This window comes from Thiomonas sp. TH-17 (genome assembly GCF_057473305.1).
In genome coordinates, this window is record NZ_JBYCKI010000193.1 from 1 (window position 1) to 7,409 (window position 7,409).

Here is a 7,409-nt window from a genome sequence, read left to right on the forward strand (position 1 = left end):
CTGCTGACGGGCCGGGCGCTGGAGGAGGTCGCGCGGCCATCGATCGAGGACGGCGAGCCGCAATTCACGCCGAAGGTGGACGTGGTCATCGACCGGTCGCGGCACCGCGTGCACGTGCGTGCCGGCAAGCCGGATCTGCGCCGACCACAGAAGGTGCCGCCGCCGTTTTGCCGGCCACGGGCGACGACGCTGTCGTTGCCGCTGCCGCCGGCATGGCAACCGCTGCTGGAGGCGATCCGGGCTCCCCCGCAGCATTCCCCGAAAGCCATCGCGGCGCAGGCGTACCGGTTGCTGCGCGACCTCGCGCCGGCGCTGCGCGTCACGGCCAAGGGTGTCCGCAGTGCCCTGCTGCGGGCGCTCAACGCGCAGACCGGCGGGGACTTGGGTGTGCTCGGGGTGGTGACGGCCGGCGCGGAAGCCAATGCGCGCAACATCATCCACTACGCGGCCTACCCGCATGCGCAGATCGAGAGCTGGTGGCGTGATGCGGCCGCGTCTCTCGTCGGCGCGCTGCCGGAGGCGACCGCGCCGGAGCTGCCGGATGCGTGGATCGGCGCGCAACACGCGTTCGATGAGGCGGCGCTGACCAGGTACTTCGCCGAAGTCAAGTCGCGGATGCGCGCCGCCGAGACGGCTCAGGACTGGCCGCGTGCGTTCAACCTGATGACGCTGTACCTGTCCTACTGGCTGGGCCTGGGTCTGGCCCACCGGCGCAGCCTGGCGCCGGTCCCGCGGATCATCCTGGCCGGCAACTGGGCCCTGGTGGCCGATAAACACCGTGCTGACCGCTCCACCGACCGGCTCGTGCCGCTGACGCGCGGCTTGCGGGGCCAGATCGAGGCGTACGTGGCGCTGACCAGCGAGCTGGCGATCGCGGTGCCGGCGCTGGATCCGCTGGTCGTCTCGGAGCAGGGCACCGAAGTGCGGCTGCAGTACATCCGTCCGATCAACGCAAACCGCAAGCGGGATGTCGTGCCCTACCAGCCGCGTTACCAGGAAGGGGCTGAGCATCTGACGCCACTGCCTGCCAACTGGGGCCGCAAGCTCGTGCGCTCGTTGTCGGGTCACCTGCCGGGTCGGTTCCGCGATGCCGAGCTCGGCCACTGGGTGCGTGGCCGGCACGCCTGGGATGCAACCAGCACATTCGATCCCGGGCGATTTCACGCGGCGTGGATCGCGTTGCAGGAAGCGCTCGAGCAACGCCTGGGATTCGAGCCCCTGTCCCTGGCGGAGCGGGTTCGAACGCCGCGTCCGCGGGCGCTGATCCCGGCGTCGACGGCCGGCCGCGCCGCCACCAGGGCCGCGGCGCCATCGAAGGATCCAACGCCCGAGCTGGATCCCGGGGAGTTACTGCGCAGAGCCGACGAAGCACTCTTCGATGCCATGGAACGGGACACCGCCACGACCATGGATCGCGCACCGGCAGCCCTGGCCCTGGCGCGCGCAGTCGTCCGCGCGCAGCAATCCGAACCGGTGGAGCGGCAGCGGGAAGTGGCCGAGTCCGTGTGCCAGTATCTGCGCACGAAGTGGAAGGTGCCGATCTTCGTCTCGCGGCCCCGGCCCCTGTTCACCAACAAGGTCCTGCTCGATGGCGATGCGCTACAGACCCTCGAGTATCTGGAGGCGCGCGTGCTGCCGGCCTTCGCGCGTGACCTGGCCTGCCTGCCGCCGCGGCCATCCGCGCCCGACGCGGAGCGCAAGGATGACGGGAGTCGGGTGGAGCTCGGCCGGCTGCTGATGCTCGCCATCTGGCGGCTGGGTCTGACGCGGTGGGGCCTGATCGATGCCTGGCTGCGCGAGATCAAGGCCGGCGCGCCGATTCTGGCGCACGGGACCAACCGCACCCAGGTGTTTCGCGTCAAGCGGGAAGGGGGGCCGGAGACCATGCAACGCACGGTGTTCCTGGATGACTTCTCATCCGCCTACCTGACGATCGAGCGGGCGCACATCCAGGGGATGCTGCTGTCGCCGCTGTTCCAGCAGACATTGGCCTCGGGTCGGCGCGTCCGCGCCGAGCAATGCCTGAAGGCCTATCTCACGCAGATCGGCGCCGGGGACCCCAAGGTTACGCTGGCGGCGATGACCGCCGCGGCCACGCAATCCATCATGGTGCACGGCGCGCCGGTTCTCGCCGCCTATGCACGCGGCAGCCTCGAGACCGAGGATCTCGGCGATGGCGAACTGCGTCGGCTCGCCGGCCTCGAACCCGGCCGCCAATCCGGCACCGGCGTGGACGCTGGGCTGCCGGCCACGAGTGGGCCGAAACTCGGCAAGGCCAACCTGCCGGCGGACGTGCCGGCGGACGTGCTGCACCGCGTGCCGGTGCTGAAGGCGCTGGGCTGGCACAAGACGCCCTACCGCGGCGAATGGCGGCGACTGGTTGGTGAATACCGGCCGAAGACACCCGTCGAGCGGCTGCTGCGTAGCTTGACCCTGTGGCTGATCGACGCCCCCCCTGATTGCGGGTCGCACCGGGTCAGTGATCCGAAGAAGCGAAGCGTCATGAACCGCGTGCGCGTCATCGCCTGTGCCCTGCTGGGACTCACCGAGCAGACGCCGGACTGGCGCGCGTTCGACCAGGACATCCTGGCGCAGTTGCAGGAGATCAGCCGCGAGCAGTTTCCGGACCGGCTGCAGCACGGCGCCTGGTTCCAGTTCCATCGATTTCTGAGCGACGAAAAGGCCGACCATGCCGACTTCGCGATCGGCGACCTCGGTGCCGCGCCCGAGCGTGCCGTCTCGGCCAAGATCCTCAGTGCGGAGGAACTGCGTCACCTGCACGCGCGCCTGCTCTCGGCGACCTCCGGGATCGGCAACGCCGCCCTGCGCACGAGTGCGCAGCGCCATGTCGAGCTGATGGTCACCTTCGGCTTGCGCCGCGCCGAGAGTGCGCACCTGCGCGCCGTCGATGTGCAGGAGGACCTGTGCCGGGTGCAGGCGTATGGCGATCACACGCTGAAGACGGCCTGGGCCGATCGCGTGCTGCCGATCGGTTTTGCGGAGGAGGGCACCCGGGCGTGGATGCAGGTGGCCAGCGAACAGCGGTATCAGAAGCTGATCGATCCGGATGCCGAGACCAGCGCGGATCCCAACAATTTCTACGACGCGCTGAGCCGACTGATCAAGGCGGTCACCCGGGACGACAGCATGGGTTCGCACCACCTGCGCCACACGCTGGTCAGCCGACTGGTGCTGACCTTGCTGTGGCGGCCGGCGGGACTCGATGGATTGCGTCAAGCGCTGCCGTGGCTGGAGGGCCTGAAGATCGGCGAAGCGCGGATGCAGGGGCTGCTCGGACCCGAGGGGGATGCCGGGCAGGGCTTGCGTGCCGTCGCAGCGCTGGTGGGTCATTCCCATCCCAACACGACGATCCGCCATTACACCCACGTGCTCTGCGTGGCACTCCACGGGGTGCTGCACAAGCTCGATGATCTCGACATGCGCCGCAGCTTCGAGCAGCGGCTGGGCGGCAAGGCCACGATGCATCGGTGGGTGGCGGAGATCCGGGAGGCCGATGACGCGCCGGGGGATGGGGCCACCCGACGGCATCGACTCAACCGGGCACTCCGGGACCGGATCGAGCAGCGTCTGAACGATGCCGGCATCGACCGGGACGAGACGCCACTATCGCCGCTGCCGGAGATCGAGGTGCGGACTGGCGAAGGCGAAGGCAGGGACGGCATCCACTTCGAAGGCGTGGAGCTCGTGGATCGCTCCCTGCGCGACGGTCATCGCCTGGTGTCCGTTGAGGAGGAGGCCGCCTATCGTGCGGGCCTCGAACGACTCTCCTGCATTCGCTCCGGCAAGAAGGGATCGGCCGTACCCCGTCATGTGCTGGTGCTGTGCCATGGCACGAACTGGGTGCCGCCGGCGCTGGCGGCCGGATCGGCGACGACCGCGGCCATGATGCTCTGCAGGTGGCTCGAGGATCTGCGGACCGGGAAGGAGGAGGAGTTCCGTTGGCTGATCGGGAAGTGGATGTACACCAGTGAGCGCGAGCGCGGGCGCATGACGCTGGCCGATGATGACGAGATCGAGCGGGCAGGGCGGCTCGGCAACTCGGCACGGGTGCGGATCGAGGTCCGTCGCAGCACGGTGGCATTGCGGGACCTCAATGGCGACACCCAGCCCGTGCCACGGATGCGGATCAAGTGCGTGGATGATCTGGGCAAGCCGATCACGCGCGACACCGTCGCAGTGCGCTGGGTGATGACGTATGTGGCGGCGCGTTGGGGTTAGAACTTTTTGCCGCTGCAGCTTCTCGAAGTGTGGTGCCTCCTCGAAAGCCGGGGCGGTTCAGAGGACGGCTAGGTGCTGGACCTGGGGCTGTGCGAGATCAGCAAGACGCAGCCGCAGTGGGCGCGGCTGGTGGTGTGCAACCTGCCACACCGCAGACGCAAGGACCGGGGTGTGCATGGCCGGCCGCGGCGCAGCAGCGCGGCGCGGGCGCATGCGCGTGGCGCGCGCGAGCCCTGGGTGCTGGCCGTCTCTCCGGCGCTTGGATCTCAGCGCCGAGGAGGTTGTGCGCGACGATGCCCGGCGCATGCAGATCGAGGAAAGTTTCCGCGATCTCAAAGACCCTCGGCATGGCGCGGCCTTGCGCCATTCGCTCACGCGCAAGGCGCCGCGCATGGAAATCCTGATCCTGCTGCATGCGCTGGCCAGTGTGCTGGCGTGGTGGCAGGGTCTGCTGGCACGGCAGCAGCGGCAGGACCAGCGGCTGTTGACGCATGGTCAGGCCATCCGCCGTGCAGCGACACGTCCCACCTTGAGCCTGTGGCGTATCGGTTGGGAGCTGCTGCGGCGCGGCTGGCCGCCCGACAGCGGTGACCGAGGCGCACCGGCGACCCCCCTGGAGGCCGCGACTGGCATGAATGCAGCAACCGAATGATGTGGGGAAACCTCAGGCTCCGGCGGGCTGCACCGCACATCCCTACCGCCCAGTCCGGTCATGAAACTTGAAAATGGACATTTTTTTGTCTTAAAATTAGTTTCACGGCCAAGTGGTGGCCGTTTCATGGGATCTGGCCATGCTTCACTCATTTGCGTTCAAGAACTTCCTTTCGTTCAAGGAGCGGACCGAGGTGTCTTTTGCGCTGACCCAAAAGGCGAGGTCGCACGGTTGGGATGCGCGATCGCCAACCGGTCACCGTCTTGCTACGGCCATGGCGGTGATCGGTGCCAATGGTGCCGGTAAGACGTCGCTCATCAAACCTGTGGCGTTTTTGAGCTGGTTCATCAAGCACTCGTTCCTGCAGAGCATCCCGAACGCACCAATGCCCATCAAGCCGCATTTCTCCACACCACACGAGCCGATAGAGTTCGAGATTGAAGCCGACGACCTAGGCGGCACGCTGTGGCACTACGAACTGAAGGCGACTGCGGAACGTGTGCTGCACGAGGCCGTTTACAAGCGCCCGAACAAAAAGCGGGCGAAGTACTCCTATGTGTTCGAGCGGGATTGGGACGAAGCCTCGAAGGAATACGTCATCAAGCAGGATGGTTTCGGCCTAAACCCTGCCGAGGCGAAGAAGGTTCGCCCGAATGCCTCGCTGATTTCGACAGCAGCACAGTACGGCGTGGAGGTCGCGCAACGCTTGGTCGGTGCCAACGTCGCCAGCAACATCATGCAGGTGGGTCGCGTCGATCCCAACCTCGGCTTCGTGAATGCGTCCATTTTCTTCCATGAAAATGCTGCCTTGAAGGCGCAGATGGAAACGCTGTTGCACGACCTGGATTTCGGCCTGTCCGGCGTGGAGATCCGAAAGCTGGACATCAACGTGCCACCGGAAATGAAGTTCCCAGAAGGCACAAAACTACCCGCACAATATCAAGTTCTCGGCGTCCACACCTTGAAGGATGGCTCGCGGCACGAGCTTCAAATGATGGAGGAGTCCAGCGGCACGCGGACGGCGTTCACCCAACTCTGGTATCTGTTGAGTGTGCTGGCCAGCGGCGGTATCGCAGTGATCGACGAGTTGGAAAGCGACATGCACCCGCACATGATCGAACCCCTGCTCGATCTGTTCGCCAGCCCGCATACCAACCCGCACAACGCTCAGATCATCTTTACCAGTCATTCAATCGAGGTGATGAGCTTGCTTGGCAAATCCCAGGTTTTTCTTGTCGAGAAGAAGAACTGCGAGAGTGAGGCTTGGCGGCTGGACACGATGGGCGGTGTACGTGTCCAAGACAATTTGTATGCAAAATATATGAGCGGTGCCTATGGAGCCGTGCCGCAACTATGACGCCTTCACTATCCACCAAGGCGCGCACCGTCAAGGAAACCTTGCTCATCGTCTGCGAGGGCGATGCCGAGGTGGCATTCGTCCGCTTTGTAAAGCGCACGTATGCCCACGCACTAGGGCGTGCCGTACAGGAACACAACGCCAAAGGCAAAGGCGGCAAGCATGCCCTGGACACTGGCTTGCGCCGCGCGAAGAACAACCGCGCCTACGACAAGGTCGTGCTGTTGCTGGATACCGATACCGACTGGAACGATGAACTGCGTGCCAGAGCACGAAAAGCCCGTGTTGGCAAACATCCAGTCAGCGTAATTGAAGCACATCCCTGCCTGGAAGCATGGCTATTGCACATCCTCGGCATCGAAACTGAAGGCAATACTCAGCACATGAAGCAGGAGTTCAAGGCCAACACAGGTGTCGAGGCCCATGAACCTACATGGATGGAGAACCGCCTCAGCCGCGAGAAATTGGACGAAGCGAGAACGCGAGTATCACAACTGGCCGAGTTGATGAATCACATGGGTATAGCGAAGAAGCTCTGAGACGGGCGCCACGTAACCAGTTCCTTGCGTCAGGGCAGGGTAGTGGAGAAGCAGTTTGTCGTTTTCCTGCCCGCCGAGTTCGAGCCGGCATCCAGACGCTCGCGCGTCAAGGCTGCTTGCAGCACCGGCTGTACGTTTTGCGTGATCCAGTCGGGCAGCCGATGCCGCACCGCTTGCGTCCATTTGCCGACCTGGCTGCGGCTGGCCGGCAGGTCGCCGCCTGCGCCGATCAAATCCGGGATCAGCTTGCGAATATCGTAGGTCAGGTCGATAGTCTTCGGAGAAGCGGTTGATGACCTTGTAAACCTTGGACAGCGACGTGCCGCCCTTGAAGGTCAGGTCGGCCGCGAGCAGCGACTCGAAAAGGGTGCGCAGCGTCCACACCACCCACACGCCCTTTTCGACTAGATGAGCGGGGCGGCCAGTTTCGGCGCGCCCGTATTCCAGCGCCTCGCGTTGATCTTCTTTGCTCAGAGGGTGTCGACAAATGATCAGGCGACGAGCCTGGTAGCGAGGATACGCGCTTTGAACCGCCCCGGCTTTCGCGGAGGCTGTTTGGTTTGAGTCAGGCGGCTTGCAGGGCCTGACGGTTTTGCTGCTGCCAGTAGTGTGCCTCAGCTTC

General features: G+C 65.1%; 5 protein-coding genes. 4 read left to right on the forward strand and 1 reads right to left on the reverse strand.

Features of this window, described 5'->3' with window-relative positions; all coding sequences use genetic code 11:
* The first annotated feature begins 75 nt into the window (after positions 1 to 75).
* From AC2VLV_RS11570 to AC2VLV_RS11585, 4 genes are all read left to right on the forward strand, one after another.
* Positions 76 to 4,239, forward strand: coding sequence for a hypothetical protein (locus AC2VLV_RS11570; protein ID WP_486990129.1), 4,164 nt, complete (start codon positions 76 to 78; stop codon positions 4,237 to 4,239).
* Between the two features lie 259 nt (positions 4,240 to 4,498).
* Positions 4,499 to 4,891: a hypothetical protein gene (locus AC2VLV_RS11575; RefSeq protein WP_486990130.1), complete on the forward strand. Its 393-nt coding sequence runs from the start codon at positions 4,499 to 4,501 to the stop codon at positions 4,889 to 4,891.
* A 139-nt stretch (positions 4,892 to 5,030) separates the two neighbouring features.
* A complete protein-coding gene (locus AC2VLV_RS11580; protein WP_486990131.1) occupies positions 5,031 to 6,248 on the forward strand; it encodes an AAA family ATPase in 1,218 nt (405 codons plus the stop codon).
* Positions 6,245 to 6,787, forward strand: coding sequence for an RloB domain-containing protein (locus AC2VLV_RS11585; RefSeq protein ID WP_486990132.1), 543 nt, complete (start codon positions 6,245 to 6,247; stop codon positions 6,785 to 6,787). The genes AC2VLV_RS11580 and AC2VLV_RS11585 overlap by 4 nt, the downstream gene beginning before the upstream one ends.
* On the opposite strand, the gene AC2VLV_RS11590 is transcribed toward AC2VLV_RS11585, so the two are convergent.
* Positions 6,737 to 7,409: nucleotidyl transferase AbiEii/AbiGii toxin family protein (locus AC2VLV_RS11590; protein ID WP_486990133.1), on the reverse strand; the 673-nt coding region annotated here is incomplete at its 5' end. The two genes, AC2VLV_RS11585 and AC2VLV_RS11590, sit on opposite strands and share 51 nt — an antisense overlap.

Bases quoted from the DNA above. Each gene is read 5' to 3' on its own strand.
- AC2VLV_RS11580 (WP_486990131.1), top strand. From the start codon at position 5,031: ATGCTTCACTCATTTGCGTTCAAGAACTTCCTTTCGTTCAAGGAGCGG.
- AC2VLV_RS11585 (WP_486990132.1), top strand. From the start codon at position 6,245: ATGACGCCTTCACTATCCACCAAGGCGCGCACCGTCAAGGAAACCTTG.